We start from the raw sequence: 17,834 nt of genomic DNA, 5'->3' as shown, positions 1-17,834 counted from the left end.
CCTGTCTCCCGTTCCCCATCGTCGTGCGGGTACGGGAACCCTACCTACCGGGCCGGCACCCCGCTCTCGACCCCCACGGGCCAGGTGTGCACCGGCTCGCCGGTGTGCATCAGCTCGCGGTAGCGCAGCGTGGTCGCGGCGAGCGCGGCGGAGCGGTCCAGGCCGGACTCCAGGGCCTGGTGGAAGGTGTCGGCCTGCCAGGAGGCGCCGTTCACGCGCCGCCGGCAGCGCTCCTCGATCACACCGAGGTAGAAGTCCCGGTCGCGCGGCTCGATGTGCCAGGCGTCCAGGCCCGCCGCGGCCAGCGGAAGCAGTTCGTCGAGGACGAGCCGTACCGCCGGCACGGCCGCGACTCCGCCGCCCCGGCCCGGCCGGGGCCAGCGCAGCTCCGCCTCGATGCCGTGGCGGCACGCGGTGTCGAAGTTGTGCTCGGCGTCGGCGAAGTCCATCCGCCTCCACACCGGCCGGGACTCCTCGGCGAGCGCCCGTACGAGCCCGTAGTAGAAGACGGCGTTGGCGATGACGTCGGTCACGGTCGGCCCGGCCGGCAGCACCCGGTTCTCCACCCGCAGGTGCGGAACGCCGTCGACCCAGCCGTAGACGGGGCGGTTCCAGCGGTAGACGGTGCCGTTGTGGAGCACCAGCTCGCCCAGCCTCGGCACGCCGCCCTCGTCCAGGACGCGCAGCGGGTCCTCGTCCTCGCAGATCGGCAGCAGGGCCGGGAAGTAGCGCAGGTTCTCCTCGAACAGGTCGTAGACCGAGTCCACCCACCGCTCGCCGAACCAGGTGCGCGGGCGCACGCCCTGGGCCTGGAGCTCGGGCGGGCGGGTGTCGGTGGCCTGGGTGAACAGCGGCGGCCGGGACTCCCGCCACAGCTCCCGGCCGAAGAGGAAGGGCGCGTTGGCGCCGACGGCTATCTGCACGCCGGCGATCGCCTGTGCCGCGTTCCACACCGCGGCGAAGCGCGGCGGGGTCACCTGGAGGTGCAGCTGCACCGACGTACAGGCGGCCTCGGGCACGATCGAGGACGAGGTGCAGTGCAGCCGCTCGACGCCCTGGATGTCGAGGGTGAAGTCCTCGCCGCGCACGGCCAGGATCTGGTCGTTGAGGAGCGTGTAGCGGTCGGCGGCGGAGAGGTTGGCGAGGACCGCGTCGTCCTGGGTGAGGGTCGGCAGTATTCCGATCATCACCACGCCGGCGCCGACTTCCGCGGCCTTGCGGTCGGCATATCCCAGTCCGGTACGGAGTTCCTCCGCGAGCCGGTCGAAAACGTGACCGTCGAGCCGGTGCGGCGCGATGTTCACTTCCAGGTTGAACATTCCGAGTTCGGTCTGGAAATCGGGGCTGGCGATACGGTCGAGCACCGGCGCGTTCAGCATCCTGGGCAGGCCGTCGTCACCCGCGAGATTGAGTTCGATCTCCAGGCCCATGAGATTGCGCGGCCGGTCGAACCGCTTCTCCGCGAGCAGCCGCGCGAGAGCGGCCAGACATTGCTGGAGTTTCCTGCGGTAGCGCTGACGGTCGGACGGGCCGAACCCGTCGGCCACGACCTTCTCCCCCATCGAAGCGTCCCTCCCGAGTGGGCAGCCGCCACGACGGCCGCGAGCGTCTCGGACCATGATGCCCCACCGACTGATCGACAACGCCTGCGGGAGTGAGGTGTTGCCGGATACTCTGGTGCGCGTTCCGCGGGGCAGTCTCCGCGGGCACGAGGCAATCGACATATACCAATGTCATATTGTTCCGTACGTGTTCTCGAGGTACGGGAGTGGCCGGGGTCAAGATTCGGCCGACCGCTCCGGCACGGAAACCGCAGGCGAGAGTTCCGCCGGACGCACGCATTCCATGGAATCAGCCTGGGAATACGTCTGAATGACGCCTTGTCAGGAATATCGGCGGCGCCTACCGGAAACACTGTGTGAACACGTGTCGTATAAACTCCGCGCACGAGGCAGAGTGTTGGCGTACGGCCATGCCACCCATGGCCCCCCTCTCTGGCCCCGTCGCTGACAGCGCCGTCGTACCCGCCCAGCATCACCGTGTCTCCTGAGTGAGAGGCGACCCACCATGCTCCGACCCTCCCCGGCCCCTGCGCCGGCCCTCCGCAGTGTTCTCGCGGCCCTCGGATCGCCCACCGCGGTCCGCGAGCCCCGAACACCTGCCCTGCGGGCCGCACAGGGACCGCTGAGCCCCGAACTCCCGCTGCCCGTCCATGTTCTCGGCGTGACCGGGGCGCCCGGAGCGGCCGGCGTACCCGGCGTGACCGGTGACGTCACCGGCGTGGCCGGACAGCATCAGCCGCCGCGCACCCGGCTGGCCGGCTGGCGCTTCCTGATCAGGAACGGGGACCGGGCGATCGCCGCCGCCGACACCATGCTCACGCCCGACGGCTGGTCCTTCTCCCACTTCTTCGAGGGGCCCTACGTCTCGGCCACCGAGCGGGCCCTGATCCAGGCCGAGGCGCTGCCCACCGCGTACCAGCCGCGGCTGCTCTCCGTCCCGGGCCTCTACATGCTGACCCTGTGGCTGCACACCGACACCGAGGCGGACGGCGCCACCACCGAGCCCGGGCCGGACGACCTGCTCGTGCCGCTCGCGCCCGCGCCGCCCGGCATCGCCGCCAACCGTCCCTACCGGGTCGCCGATCTGCTGCCCGTGATCGTGCCGCGCCTCTCGCCGCCGCCGCTCTTCGGCTCCGCGGCCCTCGGCGAGCCGACACCCGCCTGATCCACGCGACGGGCCGCCGCGAGCGTACGGACACCCGTCCACCGCCACCGTACGGACACCGGTCCACCGCACATCCGTCCGCGCCCCGGGGCCTTCCGGTCCCGGGGCGCACGGCCGTCCGAGGCCGCTCCCGATCGGACTAGCCCACCTGGGCCACCCCGAACCCCCCGAAGGGACAGGGAGGTTGACCTGAACCGCCCCTGCGGGTGATGCGTCTTCCCAGGAGAGGACGAGCTGACGCGAAATCCCTGCGGAAGCCCGTCCATGGGGCAAGACTGGGGACCGGAACCGAACCGACCGACGGGGGCGGCCATGCCTACGAAGAGCCGCAGGACATCCACTTCGACGCAGCGAAAGAATCCACCCATGTGCCAGCACCAGCCTGCCTGTCCCACCGCCGACTCCGCCGACCGGGAGGCCGCCCGACCCGTGGCGCACCACCCGGAGCAGGGCTGGAGCCTGCTGTGCAACGGGGTCTTGCTGTTCGAGGACACCGGTGAGCTGCTGCCGGACGGGCAGGTCATCGCGCCGCACCGGCCGCTGACGCCGGCCGGTGTGACCACGGCGGCCTGAGCGCCGCTCACGAGGGAACGGCCGAGGGCCGGCCCGGAGAAGTTCTCCGGACCGGCCCTCATCGCGCCGTGGCCGTCGCCGGCCGAAGGCGTCAGTTGTCGTACTCGTCCAGCGGCGGGCAGGAGCAGACCAGGTTGCGGTCGCCGAAGGCGCCGTCGATGCGGCGGACCGGCGGCCAGTACTTGTCCGCGGTCGACACACCGGCCGGGAAGACCGCCTCGTCACGGCTGTACGCGTGGTTCCACTCGCCGCCCAGCGCCGCGGCGGTGTGCGGGGCGTTGCGCAGCGGGTTGTCGTCGGCCGGCCACTCGCCGGACGCGACCTTCTCGATCTCGGCCCGGATCGCGATCATCGTGTCGCAGAAGCGGTCGAGCTCGGCCAGGTCCTCGGACTCGGTGGGCTCGATCATCAGCGTGCCGGCCACCGGGAACGACATGGTCGGCGCGTGGAAGCCGTAGTCGATCAGACGCTTGGCGATGTCGTCGACGCTGACGCCGGTCGACTTCGACAGCGGGCGCAGGTCGACGATGCACTCGTGGGCGACCAGGCCGGCCGGTCCGGTGTAGAGCACCGGGTAGTGCGGCTCCAGGCGCTTGGCGATGTAGTTCGCCGCGAGTACGGCCACCTGGGTGGCGCGCTTGAGGCCCTCGCCGCCCATCAGGCGCACGTACGACCAGGAGATCGGCAGGATGCCCGCGGAGCCCCACGGGGCGGCCGAGATCGGGCCGACGCCGGTCTCCGGGCCCGCGGTGGGCTGGAGCGGGTGGTTCGGCAGGTACGGGGCGAGGTGCGCGCGGACCGCGACCGGGCCGACGCCGGGGCCGCCGCCGCCGTGCGGGATGCAGAAGGTCTTGTGCAGGTTCAGGTGCGAGACGTCGCCGCCGAAGTGGCCCGGCTTGGCGAGGCCGACCAGGGCGTTGAGGTTGGCACCGTCGACGTACACCTGGCCGCCGGCCTCGTGCACCAGGCCGCAGATCTCGGAGACGTGCTCCTCGAACACACCGTGGGTGGACGGGTAGGTGATCATCAGCACGGCGAGCTCGTCGCGGTGCTGCTCGATCTTGGCCCGCAGGTCGGTGACGTCGACCTCGCCGTCCTCGGCCGTCTTGACGACGACGACCTTCATGCCGGCCATCACCGCGGAGGCGGCGTTGGTGCCGTGCGCGGAGGACGGGATGAGGCAGACCGTGCGCTGCAGGTCGCCGTTGGCGCGGTGGTAGGCGCGGACGGCCAGCAGACCGGCCAGCTCGCCCTGGGAGCCGGCGTTCGGCTGGATCGACACCTTGTCGTAGCCGGTGACCTCGGCGAGGCGCTCCTCGAGCTCGGTGATGAGCGTGACGTAGCCCTGCGCCTGGTCGACCGGGGCGAAGGGGTGCATCTGGCCGAACTCGGGCCAGGTCACCGACTCCATCTCGGTGGTCGCGTTCAGCTTCATGGTGCAGGAGCCGAGCGGGATCATGCCGCGGTCGAGCGCGTAGTCGCGGTCGGCCAGCTTGCGCAGGTAGCGCAGCATCGAGGTCTCGGAGCGGTGCGCGTGGAAGACCGGGTGGGTCAGGTACGCGTCGGTGCGCAGCGCGTCGGCGGGCAGCGCGTCCTCGGTGGCGGCGTCCAGGGCCTCGACGTCGGCGGTGACGCCGAAGGCGGTCCAGACGGCGGCGAGCTGGGCGCGCGTGGTGGTCTCGTCGCAGGAGATCGAGACGTGGTCGGCGTCGGCGCGGTAGAGGTTGACACCGGCCTCGCGGGCGGCGGCGACGACCTGGTCGGCCTTGCCCGGGACGCGGGCGGTGATCGTGTCGAAGAACGCGCCCTGGGTGAGCTCCACGCCTCCGGCGCGCAGGCCCGCGGCGAGGATCGCGGCGTAGCGGTGGGTGCGCCGCGCGATGCCCTTGAGGCCCTCGGGGCCGTGGTAGACGGCGTACATGCCGGCCATGACGGCGAGCAGCACCTGGGCCGTACAGATGTTGCTGGTGGCCTTCTCGCGGCGGATGTGCTGCTCGCGGGTCTGCAGGGCCAGGCGGTAGGCCTTGTTGCCGTCGGCGTCGACGGAGACGCCGACGAGGCGGCCGGGCAGCGAGCGGGCGTGCTTGTCCTGGACGGCCATGTAGCCGGCGTGCGGGCCACCGAAGCCCATCGGGACGCCGAAGCGCTGGGTCGTGCCGACCGCGATGTCGGCGCCGAGCGAGCCGGGCGAGGCGAGCAGCGTGAGGGCGAGCAGGTCGGCGGCGACGGTGACGATCGCGCCGAGCTCGTGGGCCTGGTCGATGACCGGCTTGATGTCCCGGATGGCACCGGAGGCGCCCGGGTACTGCAGGAGGACGCCGAAGACACCGCGCTCCGCGATCTCGGCGGGGATGCCGGCGCTCAGGTCGGCGACGACGACCTCGACACCGGTCGGCTCGGCGCGGGTCTCGATGACGGCGATGGTCTGCGGCAGGGCGTCGGCGTCGATCAGGTAGACACCGCCCTTCACCTTGCCCACGCGGCGGGAGAGCGCCATGGCCTCGGCGGCGGCGGTGCTCTCGTCGAGCAGCGAGGCGCCGGAGGTGGGCAGACCGGTCAGGTCGGCGACCACGGTCTGGAAGTTGAGCAGCGCCTCGAGGCGGCCCTGCGAGATCTCCGGCTGGTACGGCGTGTAGGCCGTGTACCAGGCCGGGTTCTCCATGACGTTGCGCAGGATCACCGGCGGGGTGAAGGTGCCGTAGTAGCCGAGGCCGATCATCGGCGCGAGGACCTGGTTGCGATCGGCGAGCGCGCGCAGCTCGGCCAGCACCTCGGCCTCGGTGCGGGCGCCGGGCAGCTTCAGGGCCTCGGCGTTCTTGATGACGTCCGGCACGGCGGCGGCCGTGAGCTCGTCCAGGGAGCCGTAACCGACCTGGGCGAGCATCTTGGCCCGCGCCTCGGCGTCGGGTCCGATATGCCGCTGCTCGAAGGGAATGCCCTGCTCGAGCTCGGAGAGCGGAGTGCGGTTGGCGGTCATGTACGGGGGCCTCCTGGTCGTCACGACCTGCGAGGGGCACCACGGCGCGGGTGCCCGGACGGCCTCCCCCTCTGTCATCCAAACCTGAGAGCTTCACCGGCCCGCCTTGCGGAGGACCGGCTTTCACCGTCGGTGAGAGCGGATGCCGTCCGACACCCGCTCTGCTTTCCAGAGTGACCTCGTCCACGCGGTACAGGGGCCTGAGAGATTCCGGGGAGGATTTGCTCCTTCGGCGCCTCCGAAAGCTTTCTCCGGAGGACTCTCCCGCGCGGGGTCGACGGCCACAGCCAGCCTACCAGCGCCGTTCCTTCTCTCATCGCTCAAGTGGCCGACATCCCAGATGTGCACTTTCGTAGGGGTTGTAGAGCAGTTGCGACCAGTTGGAGGGACCGTGCAGACCGATATCGATCCGCGCAGCCTGATCGGCCGCAAGGCGTACGACCGGAACGGGAACAAGATCGGCACCGTCGACGAGGTGTACCTGGACGACGCGACGGGCGTCCCCGAATGGGCCGCCGTCCGCACCGGCCTCTTCAGCCGGGACGCGTTCGTCCCGCTGGAGCCGAGCGAACTGGTGGAGGACGGCCTCCACATCCCGTTCGAGCGCTCCTTGATCAAGGACGCTCCCGACTTCGGCGTCGGCCGGCACCTGTCCCCGGAACAGGAACTCCAGCTCTACCGCCACTACAACCTCACCCTCCCTCCGGCGCCCCCGCCCCCGGACCACGACTTCGGCCACCTGGCGGGCCACGAAGAGCCCTGACGCCTCTCCGCCGCGCGGTCCCTCTCACCCACCCGGCCGAGCGCCGACCACCGGCGACCGCGCAGGTCGGTCCACCCGCCCGCAGGGCGGCTACGCGGCGGCGCCCGTCGCGCCGCCCGGGACCAGGGGCAGCGGGTCCGCGGGCTCGAGGTCCGGGTCGTCGACCGGGAAGGTGCGGACGCGGCCCGGTGCGGAGGTCGGTTCCTCGAAGCGGACGGTGACCCGCCCGACCCCGCTGCCCTGCACCCACCCGGGCCCGTGCACCGCGTGCCGCACGTCGTTGCCGGGCGCCCAGCGCCGCTCGGCGGCGGGCTCGGTGGCCGCAGAAGGCGCGCCCGGCACCTCCGCGGCCTCCTCCACCCGGGGCCCCGCCTCCGCCGCCTCCACGACCCCGTCCGGCCCCGCCGCTCCCGCCGCTCCCGCCGCCTCCGCCTGCGCGAACAGATCCTCCTGCGTGTAGTCCGCGAGCCCGCTCACGCCCACGCCCAGCAGCCGCACGCCACCCGTCGTGTCCACGCCCTCCAGCAGCCGCGCCGCCGCCTCCCGCACCACCACCACGTCGTCCGTGGGCCCCCGCAGCGTCTCGGACCGCGTCAGCGTCGAGAAGTCGTACCGCCGCACCTTCAGCACGATCGTCCGCCCCGAGTGCCCGGAGCCCCGCAGCCGGCCCACGCACCGCTCCGCGAGCCGTTCGACCTCCATCCGGATCCGCAGCCGGTCGTGCAGGTCCACGTCGAAGGTGTCCTCCACGGAGACCGACTTGGCGTCCCGCTCGGCCACCACGGGCCTGTCGTCGTACCCGAGGGCCATCCGGTACAGCGAGGCCCCGTGCGCCCGCCCCAGGAGCCGTACGAGCTCGTCCTCGCCCGCCTCGACGACCTCCGCCACGGTGGTGATCCCGGCGCGCCGCAGATGCTCACCGGTCGCCGGGCCGACGCCCGGGATGATCCGTACCGACCGCGGTCCGAGCAGCTCCCGCTCCGTGCCGGGTTCGATCAGCACGAGCCCGTCGGGCTTGGCCTCCTCCGAGGCGATCTTCGCGAGCATCTTGGAGCCGGCCAGGCCGACCGAGCCGGTCAGCCCGGTGGTGGCGAGGATGTCGCGGCGCAGCCGCTCACCCGCCGCCCGCGCGCTCGCGCCGTCGTCGGCCACTCCCCCGGCCTCCAGGTCGACGAAGGCCTCGTCGAGGCTGAGCGGCTCCACGAGCGGCGAGAGGCGGCCCAGGAGTTCCATGACCTGGCCGCTGATGGCCCGGTAGAAGGCGAAGCGGGGCACCAGATAGGCGGCGTTCGGCGCGAGCCGGCGCGCCTGGGCCATCGGCATCGCGGAGTGCACCCCGAAGCGCCGCGCCTCGTACGAGGCGGTGGCGACCACGCCGCGCGGCCCGAGCCCGCCCACGACCACGGGTTTTCCGCGCAGGCTGGGCTTCGACGCCTGTTCGGCGGCGGCGAAGAAGGCATCCATGTCGAGATGCAGGATCGTGGGCGCGGCTCTCACGGTTCCGATGCTGCCCTACGCCACTGACAATCGGCTCGCACACCCGTGCCACCGCCCGTACGCGCCCGAATCCGGCCCAGGCCGCCGCCTCGCCCACGAGCCGCCCCGCATACCCTTCCGGTCCCCACGCGTACGGCTCAGACGGCCCTGTCCCGGCGCCTGCGCGCCAGCTCGTCGGCCGGGTTGTGCCCGATCAGCGTCTCGCCGGTGTCGACGCGCTCGCCGTGCAGCTGCGACAGCGCCGCCTCCACGTCCCGCCACACCACGCCCACCGCGATGCCGAAGACGCCCTGCCCGCCCTGGAGCAGGTCGACGACCTCGTCGGGCGAGGAGCACTCGTAGACGGTCGCGCCGTCGCTCATCAGCGTCATGCGCTCGAGGTCGCGGAAGCCACGGGCCCTCAGGTGCTGCACCGCGGCGCGGATGTTCTGGAGCGCGACGCCGGTGTCGAGGAAACGCTTGACGATCTTGAGGACGACGACGTCCCGAAAGCTGTAGAGCCGCTGCGTCCCGGAGCCGTACGCGGGCCGCACGCTCGGCTCGACGAGACCGGTGCGCGCCCAGTAGTCCAGTTGGCGGTACGTGATGCCGGCGGCCGCGCAGGCGGTCGGGCCGCGGTAGCCCACGGCCTCCGTGGCCACGTCCGCGGCGGGTCCCGGGCCCGCGCTCACGTCCGTAGCGGAGTCGCCCACACTGCCGTGAAGCGGATACGGGCCCTTCTCCCCGGAGGCACGCCCCAGGAAGCCCCCTGCCGTACCGTCGCCGCTGCTCATCACGCCGACCCTCCGTCCTTGACCTGCCCACACGAAGGTAGGCAGTCACTCGGGGTGCGTCAACGATCGCCACACTCGGCACGCCGAGTGATAATCACCCTGAGAGTGGTTTCACGTGCCCCTCTCCGGGGAAAGGCTACTGGTTCCGCGGTGCCGGTTACGCCTACTGGTTACCGGTCCCGAAGTCCTCCGGCGAGATCTGGTCGAGGAACTCGCGGAACTTCTCCACCTCGTCCTCCTGCTCGTCCGGAATCGCGATGCCCGCGTCGTCCAGCACGCCGTCACTGCCGTAGATCGGCGTGCCGGTGCGCAGGGCGAGCGCTATCGCGTCGGACGGCCGGGCACTCACCTCGACACCGCTGGCGAAGACCAGCTCGGCGTAGAAGACCCCGTCGCGCAGGTCCGTGATGCGGACTTCGGTCAGCTCCTGCCCCACGGCCTCGAGGACGTCCTTGAAGAGGTCGTGCGTCAGCGGCCTGGCCGGGGCCATGCCCTGCTGGGCGAAGGCGATCGCGGTCGCCTCCCCCGGTCCGATCCAGATGGGAAGGTAGCGGTCGCCTCCCACTTCCCGCAGGAGCACGATCGGCTGGTTGGAGGGCATTTCCACCCGGACACCCACAACGTCGAGCTCGTTCACACAGCAACCCTAGGACGTGCCCGACCGGTTTGGGTAGTCGGGCCGGCCGGAGATCACTGCAGACGGAGTCCGAGCGCGGTCTGGACCAGTGCCGCGTGCAGCCGTACGGAGAGCCCGGCGAGCTCCTTGGCGGTGGCCTCCGCATGGGCCCGGGTCTGCGGATTACGGTGCCGGCGCAGCGGCGCCACCACCTGCTCGACCAGCCCGGCCTCCCGGTCCGCGGCGGCCTTGACGGACCGCAGGTGCCGCGGCTCCAGACCGAATCGACCCAGGTCCGCCACCAGTTTGGCCACGGTGACGGTCTCGGCGTCGTAGCCGCCGCCGTCGGCCTCGCCGACCAGGCCGTACGACTCCCATTCGGCCAGCTCGGCCTCGCTCACCTCCGCCGCCGCGAGCAGCTCGGCCCGGCCGACCCGCGACGCCGTCGGACGGTCGGCCTCCTCCTCCAGGGCCCCGTCGAGCAGGTCGCGCTGGGGGCTGGGCGAGGGAAGTCTGATCTGCTCGCCCCGGGCGAGGGCGTCCAGATGCTCGCGGATGACCTTGAGCGGCAGGTAGTGGTCCCGCTGCATCCGCAGGATCTGCGCGAGGCGCTCCACGTCCTGCGGACTGAACTTGCGGTAGCCGGAGGCCGTCCGCCGGGGCTCGACGAGCCCCTCGGCCTCCAGGAACCGGATCTTGGAGATGGTCACTTCGGGAAACTCGTCGCGCAGCTGGCTCAGCACCGAACCGATGCTCACCAGCCGGTCGTCCGCGGCGGCGGTGCCGAGACCGGCACCGCCCGTCGGTGTACGCAGCATGGACCTTCCCTGAAGGTGCTTTGGAGCGTCACACGCCCCGCTGGCTCGCGAAGAACACGAGCCTGTACTTGCCGATCTGCACCTCGTCACCGTTGGAGAGCACGACCGAGTCGATCGGCTCCCGGTTGACGTAGGTGCCGTTGAGGCTGCCGACGTCCGACACCGTGAAGGTGCCGTCCGGCTGGCGGCGGAACTCCACGTGACGGCGCGACACGGTCACGTCGTCCAGGAAGATGTCGCTCTGCGGGTGCCGGCCGGCCGTGGTGAGCTCGCCGTCCAGCAGGAAGCGGCTGCCCGAGTTCGGGCCGCGGCGCACGATCAGCAGCGCCGAACCGGACGGGAGCGCCTCGACGGCCGCGAGGGCCTCCGCCGACAGCGAGGGCAGCGCGGTCTGGCCGGTGACCTCCGAGTCGTACGCCTCGAGCCCCGAGATGGAGATCGTGGACGTCGTCTCGGAAGCGCGCTCCGGCGCCACACCACCGCGCAGCGGAGCGCCGCAGTGGGAGCAGAAACGGCTGTCCGCCGTGTTGCGGTGACCGCACCTCGTACACACCGGCATGCCAGCGTCCTCCTGTCGCGGCTGACCCGCGGAGGTCTGGGTCGCGTACGGGTCGGAGGCAAACCCTCCACCCGCACCTGAGGTTGATGGTTCTCCGAAACCTATGCGCGCGGCACCGGCAGGGTCAACAGACGACGCGCCCGGTGCGCCCGGAATGTCGCCTCCCTGGCCACCGACCTCGTCGCGGAAGAGCGGGCGCTCCGCGCCCTGTTCCTCACTCTGGGTGTGACGCGGCGCGCGGTGTCGGGCGTTGCCGCCGTCCTCGCGTCCGCTCTTGCCGAACAACTTCGCAAACAACTTCACGGGCGATTCCCCTTGACCGAAACAGACCCGCCCGTGGGGCAGGACGAACCCTGACTGAACACACCTGCCGACCCGGACATCTTCACAACGTCCGTAGCCACTCGACAGTTTCCACCACGCACCACCGTTGTGGTGCGCCGACCCCCCGCAAGGTCATGCCCTTGCCGCGCGACGGTCACCGTGGCCCGCCTCACTGCGAGGACGACTGAGCGTAGTCAGGCCGCTTCGCAGGTCGCAAGGCGTCGACCACGATCTTCCCGGAACGCTCCACCCTGGCCGTGGCCTGCTCCTTCTCCAGTGTCTGGACGATGCCGCCGGGGATGTTGAGCGCGGGCTCGAGATCCTCCGGCTTGCCGATGACCTTGAAGACGTACGGAGCGGCCACCTCCGTTCCATCGATCCGCATGTCGCGCCCGCTGCCGGAGAAATAGCTGTCCGCGACCACGCGCACGTCGTTGACCTGGATCGCCTCCGCGCCCGCGGCCCGCAACTCCTGGATGGCGTCGAGCAGCATGTCGGACTCGACGGCGCCGGTGGAGTCCGTGATCGTCAGCGTGATGCCCGGGCCCTCGGCGGCGACCGTGCCGGCCAGGATGCCGAGCTGCCGCTCCTTCTCCTGGGTCTGCTTACGGGCCTCCTCGGCCTGGTCCGAGCTGGACTCCAGCTCGGAGCGCTGGTTCTCCAGACGCGTCTTCTCGTCCTCCAGGCGCTGCGTGCGGTCGTCGAGCTCGTCGAGGATCCGCACCAGGTCCTCCTGGCGCGCGCCGCGCAGCGAGCTGTTGTCGCTGGTCGACCGCACCTGGATGGCGAGCCCGAGGCCGAGCACGAACAGCAGCAGGGCGACGACGAGTTGGGCACGGCTCACCCGCGGCGGCCACAGGCTGGCGGCCAGCCGCTGCCGCCCGGTCACTCCGCCCCCGGCCCCGGCTCCCGCACCGGCCCCCGCACCGGCCTGCGGCGCAGGCGGCACCTGCGGCTGCGGCTGCGGCTGCGGCTGCGGCTGCGGCTGCGGCTGCGGCTGCGGGCCAGGCTGACCCTGGGGTACGGGACGCGGCTGGGGCCCTGGCTGCGGGCGCTGCAGCGGGTGAGGCCGGGCGCCCGGCTGCGGCTGCGGCCGGTGCGCGGGCTGCGGCGTCGGCCGCGGACCCGCGGGCGGCTGCGCCTGCGGCCGGGGCTGCGGCCCGGCCGGCGGTCCGGTCTGCGGCCGCGGCTGCGGACCCGCGGGCGGTCCGGTCTGTGGCCGGGGCTGCGGACCCGCGGGCGGTCCGGTCTGCGGCCGGGGCTGCGGCTCCGGACGCGGTGCGGGCCTGGGCGCCGGCTGCTGCTCGGGACGGGGGCCCGGCTGCTGCTCGGGGCGGGGCGCCGGCTGCTGCTCGGGGCGCGGTTCGGGTGCGGGGCGCTGCTGCCCGGCGCCCTCCTCCGGCTCCGGCCGCCGGTTCCTGTCCTCGTTCTCGCTCATCGGCCTCACGCCCGGAAGACGTGCCGCCGGATGGCGGCGGCGTTGGAGAAGATCCGGATACCGAGGACGACGACCACACCGGTCGACAACTGCGCGCCCACACCCAGCTTGTCGCCGAGGAAGACGATCAGCGCGGCCACGACCACGTTCGACAGGAACGACACCACGAAGACCTTGTCGACGAAGATCCCGTCGAGCATGGCGCGCAGGCCGCCGAAGACCGCGTCGAGGGCGGCGACCACGGCGATCGGAAGATAGGGCTCGACCACCGCCGGAACCTCGGGCCGGACCAACAGTCCGACCACGACTCCCACGATCAGGCCCAGTACGGCGATCAAGATGTGCCCTTCCCTGTGTCGGCCGTGGCCTGCCCGGTGGCCTTCGCCGCCCCGGCTCCCCTCGGCTCTGCTGTACGTACGATCAGGCTCGGCGCGGCCGGCAGACGCACGTCGCCCTCGGCCGAGATACTGGTACGGATCCCGAAGTTCTCCTGCAGCGCGTGCAGATACTGACCGTCGGCGCTGTCCTGGAAGGCGGTGCTCAGCCGCTGCCCGTCGCCGATCGCGAGGATCGTGTACGGCGGCACCAGCGGCTTGTTGTCGACCAGTATGGCGTCACCCGCCGCGCGGATCGCCGAGAGCGCCGTCAGCCGCTGCCCGTTGATCGCGACCGCCTCGGCGCCGGACTCCCACAGACCGTTCACGACCCGCTGCATGTCGCGGTCGCGCACCCGCCCGGTGTCGGAGAAGCCGCTGCTCTCCCGCGGACCGCCGCCACCCGAGTCGGTGCCCTTCGCGTCGTCCACGACGAGCTTCACGCCGGGACCGTGCACCGGCGTCGCACCGGACAGGAGCGCCACCAGCTCGGCCTGGTCGCCGCCGTGCTGCTCCAGCGCCTTGCGCTGCCGCTCGCCGACCTCGTCGCGGATCCGCTCGACGTCCTGCTCCAGCTTGTCGGCCGTCGAGGTCTCCGACTCGATCCGGTTGATCAGGTCCTGCCGCTCCTTGGCCACGACCGGCGCGGACACCCGCGCCTCGGCCGCGCCCAGCGTCACCACGGCGGCGGCGAGCACCAGGCCGGCCGCGAGTCCGAGCTTCGCCCGGATCGTACGGGGCAGCCTGCCGCCCTCCTCGGCGCGCCGGGCCGAGGCCTCCGCGTACCCGTCGTCCAGCGCGTGGTCGATCACGTTGTTCAGCAGCGACATGGACGCGTCCGGGCGCGGAGGAGGCGTTCCTGTGCTCCGAACGGGGGGCTGCTGCGACATGCCGCACATCGTCGCACGTCGCACGGCCTACCGCCGAATGGCCCCACCGGAGAGCCGGGAGGCGGCGACCCGCACCTCCCGGCTCTCCGGCCTCATCCGTGGGCCGTCCGCTCAGTGACCTGCGCTGTCCACCACCGCCGACCACTCGTCGAGCAGCGCCTGCGCGGAGGTGTCGTCGGGGCCCTCCGCCCACAGATGGGTGACGGCCTCCGCCGGGTCGGGCAGCACCATCACCCAGCGGCCGTCGGCCTCCACCACGCGCACGCCGTCGGTGGTGTCCACGGACCGGTCACCGGCCGCCTCCACCACGCGGCGCATGACGAGCCCCTTCACGGCCCATGGCGTCGCGATGTCCCGCTTGAGCACATGGGCCCGCGGGATCCGGGCGTCGATCTGGCTCAGGGTGAGCTGGGTCCGCGCCACCAGACCGATCAGCCGGACGAACGCGGCCGCCCCGTCGAAGACGCTGCTGAACTCCGGCACGATGAAGCCACCGCGGCCGTCGCCGCCGAAGATCGTCGACTCCTCCCGGCCGACCCGGGTCAGGTCGTCGGGCGAGGTCGTCGTCCACTCCACCTGGGTGCCGTGGTACGCCGCCACCTGCTCGGCGATCCTCGTGGTGGTCACCGGCAGCGCCACCCGGCCCGAGCGCCGCTCGGCCGCCACCAGGTCGAGCAGGACCAGCAGGGCCCGGTCGTCCTCGATGATCCGGCCCCGCTCGTCGACGAGCGACAGACGCTCGCCCACGGGGTCGAAGCGCACGCCGAACGCGGCCCGCGCCGAGGCCACGATCTCGCCGAGCCGTACGAGCCCGGCCCGCCGGCTCTCGGCGGACTCGGTCGGCCGCGACTCGTCCAGACCCGGGTTGATCGTCAGCGAGTCCACCTGGAGCCGTCCGAGCAGGCTCGGCAGAACGAGGCCCGCGCTGCCGTTGGACGCGTCGACGACCACCTTCAGACCCGCCTCGGCGATCCCGGACGTGTCCACGGTCCGCAGCAGCGAGCCCGTGTACGAGTCGAAGACGCTGGACGGGAAGGACAGGTCACCGATCTCACCGGGGAACGCCCTGCGGTACTCCTGCCGCGCGAACACCCGGTCGAGCTTGCGCTGCCCGGCCTGCGACAGGTCCGCGCCGCGCTCGTCGAAGAACATGATGTCCACGGAGTCCGGCACACCCGGCGAGGTACGCACCATGATCCCGCCCGCGCTGCCGCGCGCCGTCTGCTGACGCGCGACCGGCAGCGGCACGTTCTCCAGGTCGCGTACGTCGATGGCGCTGGCCTGCAGCGCCGAGATGACGGCCCGCTTGAGCGCCCGCGCGCCACGGGAGTGGTCACGCGCCGTGGTGACGGTGGAGCCCTTCTTCAGCGTGGTCGCGTACGCGCCGGCGAGCCGTACGGCCAGCTCGGGCGTGATCTCCACGTTGAGGATGCCGGACACACCGCGCGCACCGAAGAGGTGCGCCTGTCCGCGGGACTCCCAGATCACGGAGGTGTTGACGAACGCGCCGGCCTCGATCGTCTTGAACGGGTAGACCCGCACGTTGCCCTGAACGATCGATTCCTCACCGATGAGGCACTCGTCGCCGATGACGGCGCCGTCCTCGATCCGGGCCGCCCGCATCACATCGGTGTTCTTGCCGATGACGCAGCCGCGCAGATTGCTCTGCTGCCCGATGTAGACGTTGTCGTGGATCACGGCCTTGTGAAGGAAGGCGCCGCTCTTGACGACGACGTTGGAGCCGACGACGGTGTGCTCCCGCACCTCGGCGCCGGCCTCCACCTTGGCGTAGTCGCCGATGTAGAGCGGCCCGCGCAGCACGGCGTCGGGATGGACCTCGGCGCCTTCGGCGACCCAGACGCCCGGGGAGATCTCGAAGCCGTCGATGTCGACCTGGACCTTGCCCTCCAGGACGTCGGCCTGGGCCTTCACATAGCTCTCGTGGGTGCCCACGTCCTCCCAGTAGCCCTCGGCGACATAGCCGTAGATCGGCTTGCCGTCCTTCATCAGCTGCGGGAAGACGTCACCGGACCAGTCGACCGGCACGTCGGCCTCGACGTAGTCGAAGACCTCGGGCTCCATGACGTAGATGCCGGTGTTCACCGTGTCGGAGAAGACCTGGCCCCAGGTCGGTTTCTCCAGGAAGCGTTCGACCTTCCCTTCCTCGTCGACGATCGTGATGCCGAATTCCAGCGGATTGGGCACCCGGGTCAGGCAGACCGTGACGAGGGCGCCCTTCTCCTTGTGGAAGCGGATCAGATCGGTGAGGTCGAAGTCGGTGAGCGCATCCCCGGAGATGACGAGAAAGGCGTCGTCCTTCAACGCCTCCTCGGCATTCTTCACGCTCCCCGCGGTGCCGAGCGGCTTCTCCTCGTTGGCGTAGGTGAGCTCCATTCCGAGCTCTTCGCCGTCGCCGAAGTAATTACGGACGAGAGAGGCGAGAAACTGCACGGTGACGACGGTCTCGTTGAGACCGTGCCTCTTGAGCAGCCGCAGGACATGCTCCATGATCGGCCGGTTGGCGACCGGCAGAAGAGGCTTGGGCATGCTCGAGGTCATGGGGCGAAGACGGGTGCCTTCGCCGCCGGCCATCACGACGGCCTTCATGTCGGAAGCGTCCTCCTTGAAGAGACGACGGTCCTGCCGACTTTGCCTGTCCGTTCGATGGCCACGGGGCGTCCTCGTTCCTGCCGGCGTCGTTGCTCGGCACGGACGGACGGGCTCAGTCGGCCGCGGTATCCGCCTTCACGAGTCGACGGACCTGGACCACGTAGAGGATCCCTGCCCACCAATACAGAGTTGTACCCCATCCGGCGAAGGCCCACCCGAAAACTTCAGCGAGTGACGCCACCCATGTGTTTCCGTCACTGAGGAGGAGCAGCGGGAAGGCGTACATCAGGTTGAAAGTGGCAGCTTTCCCGAGGAAGTTCACCTGCGGCGGCGGATAGCCGTGCCGGCGGAGGATTCCCACCATGACGAGGAGCATGAGCTCCCGCGCCAAAAGGGCTGCGGTCAGCCACAGTGGCAGGATCTCTCGCCAGGTGAGGCCCACGAGCGTGGAAAGGATGTACAGCCGGTCGGCGGCCGGGTCGAGGAGCCGGCCGAGGCTGCTGATCTGGTTCCAGCGCCGGGCGAGCTTCCCGTCGAGATAGTCGCTGACACCGCTGAGCGCGAGCACGAGCAACGCCCAGCCGTCACTGTTGGGCCCACCGAACTCGGGCCGGAGGATCAACCACAGGAACAGCGGTACGCCGGCGAGGCGAGCCATGCTGAGGATGTTGGGGATGGTGAGCACCCGGTTCGTCTGAACGCGAGTCTCCTGGACCTCCACCCGGGGGCCTCCTGTGGGAACGGGCTGACGATGCCCCCTGACCTTACCCTCAGCCTCTGACGTGTTCCGCACAGGGGTCCGGCAGAACGCAAAAATGCCTCAACCCCCGGACCAGGTCCAGGGGTTGAGGCTAAAAATTGTTCGGCGGCGTCCTACTCTCCCACAGGGTCCCCC

Annotated in this window: 15 protein-coding genes and 1 riboswitch; of the genes, 3 read left to right on the top strand and 12 right to left on the bottom strand. The window is 71.2% G+C overall.

Annotation, left to right across the window (positions count from 1 at the left end):
* Nucleotides 1-44: 44 nt before the first annotated feature.
* A complete protein-coding gene (locus ACIGO8_RS32695; protein ID WP_399738240.1) occupies nt 45-1,562 on the bottom strand; it encodes a glutamate--cysteine ligase in 1,518 nt (505 codons plus the stop codon).
* Nucleotides 1,563-2,067: 505 nt separating this feature from the next.
* Between ACIGO8_RS32695 and ACIGO8_RS32690 the strand changes: the two genes are divergently transcribed.
* Nucleotides 2,068-2,727 (top strand): hypothetical protein, encoded by a 660-nt coding sequence (locus ACIGO8_RS32690; protein ID WP_399738238.1) that lies wholly within the window; start codon nt 2,068-2,070, stop codon nt 2,725-2,727.
* Between the two features lie 366 nt (nt 2,728-3,093).
* Nucleotides 3,094-3,300 carry a DUF5999 family protein gene (locus tag ACIGO8_RS32685; protein ID WP_399738236.1) on the top strand — a complete coding sequence of 69 codons (207 nt, stop codon included), beginning with the start codon at nt 3,094-3,096 and terminating at the stop codon, nt 3,298-3,300.
* Nucleotides 3,301-3,391: 91 nt separating this feature from the next.
* Here the strand turns inward: ACIGO8_RS32685 and gcvP are convergent, their stop codons facing one another.
* Nucleotides 3,392-6,277: an aminomethyl-transferring glycine dehydrogenase gene (gcvP, locus tag ACIGO8_RS32680; RefSeq protein ID WP_399738234.1), complete on the bottom strand. Its 2,886-nt coding sequence runs from the start codon at nt 6,275-6,277 to the stop codon at nt 3,392-3,394.
* A gap of 178 nt (nt 6,278-6,455) precedes the next feature.
* Nucleotides 6,456-6,554, bottom strand: a riboswitch (glycine riboswitch).
* A gap of 114 nt (nt 6,555-6,668) precedes the next feature.
* Here gcvP and ACIGO8_RS32675 point away from each other — a divergent pair.
* Nucleotides 6,669-7,040 carry a PRC-barrel domain-containing protein gene (locus tag ACIGO8_RS32675; RefSeq protein WP_399738232.1) on the top strand — a complete coding sequence of 124 codons (372 nt, stop codon included), beginning with the start codon at nt 6,669-6,671 and terminating at the stop codon, nt 7,038-7,040.
* A 90-nt stretch (nt 7,041-7,130) separates the two neighbouring features.
* Here ACIGO8_RS32675 and ACIGO8_RS32670 read toward each other — a convergent pair whose 3' ends face one another.
* From ACIGO8_RS32670 to ACIGO8_RS32625, 10 genes are all read right to left on the bottom strand, one after another.
* On the bottom strand, nt 7,131-8,537 hold the full coding sequence (locus ACIGO8_RS32670; protein ID WP_399738230.1) for a DNA polymerase IV: 1,407 nt from the start codon (nt 8,535-8,537) through the stop codon (nt 7,131-7,133).
* A 137-nt stretch (nt 8,538-8,674) separates the two neighbouring features.
* The gene (locus ACIGO8_RS32665) at nt 8,675-9,310 is read right to left on the bottom strand and encodes a MerR family transcriptional regulator (protein WP_399738228.1); all 636 of its coding nucleotides are present in this window, start codon (nt 9,308-9,310) and stop codon (nt 8,675-8,677) included.
* A gap of 163 nt (nt 9,311-9,473) precedes the next feature.
* Nucleotides 9,474-9,947, bottom strand: a complete 474-nt coding sequence (locus ACIGO8_RS32660; protein WP_265866874.1) for a bifunctional nuclease family protein — start codon at nt 9,945-9,947, stop codon at nt 9,474-9,476.
* Between the two features lie 53 nt (nt 9,948-10,000).
* Nucleotides 10,001-10,744, bottom strand: a complete 744-nt coding sequence (locus ACIGO8_RS32655; RefSeq protein ID WP_399738225.1) for a MerR family transcriptional regulator — start codon at nt 10,742-10,744, stop codon at nt 10,001-10,003.
* A gap of 28 nt (nt 10,745-10,772) precedes the next feature.
* Nucleotides 10,773-11,714, bottom strand: coding sequence for an FHA domain-containing protein (locus ACIGO8_RS32650; RefSeq protein WP_399738339.1), 942 nt, complete (start codon nt 11,712-11,714; stop codon nt 10,773-10,775).
* 82 nt (nt 11,715-11,796) lie between these two features.
* Nucleotides 11,797-12,576, bottom strand: a complete 780-nt coding sequence (locus tag ACIGO8_RS32645) for a DUF881 domain-containing protein (RefSeq protein WP_399738337.1) — start codon at nt 12,574-12,576, stop codon at nt 11,797-11,799.
* A 494-nt stretch (nt 12,577-13,070) separates the two neighbouring features.
* Nucleotides 13,071-13,403, bottom strand: a complete 333-nt coding sequence (locus ACIGO8_RS32640) for a small basic family protein (RefSeq protein ID WP_015032176.1) — start codon at nt 13,401-13,403, stop codon at nt 13,071-13,073.
* A complete protein-coding gene (locus tag ACIGO8_RS32635) occupies nt 13,400-14,329 on the bottom strand; it encodes a DUF881 domain-containing protein (protein ID WP_399738223.1) in 930 nt (309 codons plus the stop codon). The genes ACIGO8_RS32640 and ACIGO8_RS32635 overlap by 4 nt, the downstream gene beginning before the upstream one ends.
* 111 nt (nt 14,330-14,440) lie before the next feature.
* A complete protein-coding gene (locus tag ACIGO8_RS32630; RefSeq protein WP_399738221.1) occupies nt 14,441-16,936 on the bottom strand; it encodes a sugar phosphate nucleotidyltransferase in 2,496 nt (831 codons plus the stop codon).
* A 115-nt stretch (nt 16,937-17,051) separates the two neighbouring features.
* Nucleotides 17,052-17,660: a CDP-alcohol phosphatidyltransferase family protein gene (locus ACIGO8_RS32625; RefSeq protein WP_399738218.1), complete on the bottom strand. Its 609-nt coding sequence runs from the start codon at nt 17,658-17,660 to the stop codon at nt 17,052-17,054.
* Between the last annotated feature and the right edge of the window lie 174 nt (nt 17,661-17,834).

The organism is Streptomyces sp. NPDC053493, assembly GCF_044544825.1.
GTDB lineage: Bacteria > Actinomycetota > Actinomycetes > Streptomycetales > Streptomycetaceae > Streptomyces.
Note: the sequence above shows the minus strand (reverse complement) of the source record. Positions and strands in the feature narration are given on the sequence as shown.